The sequence below is a fragment of the Paraburkholderia sp. RL18-085-BIA-A genome, from assembly GCF_046027075.1.
Taxonomy (GTDB): domain Bacteria; phylum Pseudomonadota; class Gammaproteobacteria; order Burkholderiales; family Burkholderiaceae; genus Paraburkholderia.
Window position 1 is genome coordinate 1 of the sequence record NZ_JARESU010000436.1, and the last position, 1,311, is coordinate 1,311.

The window sequence follows — 1,311 nt, forward strand, 5'->3', positions numbered from 1 at the left end:
GAGCGAATAGGCCACATACCATCGCACGCACAGCAGCATCACATCCAGCGGATAATGGAGCCGCTTCAAAACCTTGGCAATGCCTGCAGCAAGGGCCGTTCGTGGTCTCGCGATCTTCTTCATCGTGCGCCGAAGCAAAGTTAGTGCAGCCCAAACTTTACCGCGACATCGTTATTGCGACAGAACCGCTTGTACTCGGGTACCTTGAAGTCGCCGACGGGTCGGCAAGCGACACCGCAAAGCCTCAGCAGCCCGATCATCAGCTCCATGTACTTGCCGCAGGTTCCCTCGCCGAGCCGCAACGTCTCGACGGGGCTCGCACATCTGCTGCCGTAGCGGTACCCGAGCCGGCTATAGACATATTCGCGCACGGCTTTGGCAATCCTGATCACATTGCCGCGCTCTTGCGTGGGAATGCATGCAAGCAGGCGCTCCGCAATATCCTTCAATTCCTGCCTGCCTATGTCATAGCGTGCCTCTTCTTTCAGAAAACGCCGCCTGATATCGACAGGATAGTCGTTGGTACTCGCGCCGTTCAGCTTGTACCGGATACCGTAAACCTCGAGGATAGCGTGGTAGCCAAAAACTCGACACTCCTTGTCCAGCCTTATCCCGGTCAGGTCAAACTCGACAATCGCGTTACCGTCCTCGTCCTCTGTGACGGCCGCGGGGATATCGCCGATCGTCTCGAGCGATTTGACTTTTTGCCTCGGCGTGTCGACCGGTGTCGACAGTCTGATGCACAGCTTGATGCCTTCCAGCTCGTCGAGAATATCGCCAATAGGCTTGAGCATTTCGGCATAGATGAACTCGATTTCATAGCCTGCCGACAGGCAAAAATTGTTTCCCCCACCGAGATCCGTGAGCTGATAGTCGAGCCGCTCGACGAATCCATCGCGGGCGTCGTTTCTGAGCTTGATGTTGGCGCTCCCGTTTGACGTCAGCTCCGAGCCCGCATCGTCAAACACGTCCCAATTGCACTGGTTGTAATATACATAGACGCTCGGCTCTTTCGCATTGGACGTCCTGACAGCGGCTATGCCCACCGCGCCGTCATGCGGTACCGTAACCGACGCGACATGTGTTCCATCAAGATCAACGATATGCACAGCACGGCTGACGCCGCGAAGTATCAGGAGCCGATCGCCGTGCAGCGTCATGTCGTTGATGCCGTTTCCAATGCGAACCGTCCGTATCAGCTCGTTATTCTCGACAACGAGCAGGCTGCCCGTCACGTCGGCGACGTAGTATCGGCCGTCCTTCCAGCACAACCCGACGATGCTCTGCGCAGCCTCGATCGTAATCGGACCG

At 56.9% G+C, this 1,311-nt stretch carries 1 protein-coding gene and 1 pseudogene; both read right to left on the reverse strand.

All coding sequences use genetic code 11. The features are described from left to right. A pseudogene (locus P0D89_RS53065) lies at window positions 1-123 on the reverse strand (IS6 family transposase); the annotation flags it as partial. A gap of 17 nt (window positions 124-140) precedes the next feature. Then, complete coding sequence (locus P0D89_RS53070; protein WP_408371227.1) at window positions 141-1,160, reverse strand: transglutaminase-like domain-containing protein; 1,020 nt, start codon at window positions 1,158-1,160, stop codon at window positions 141-143. Between the last annotated feature and the right edge of the window lie 151 nt (window positions 1,161-1,311).

Bases quoted from the DNA above. Each gene is read 5' to 3' on its own strand.
- P0D89_RS53070 (WP_408371227.1), bottom strand. From the start codon at position 1,160: ATGACGCTGCACGGCGATCGGCTCCTGATACTTCGCGGCGTCAGCCGT.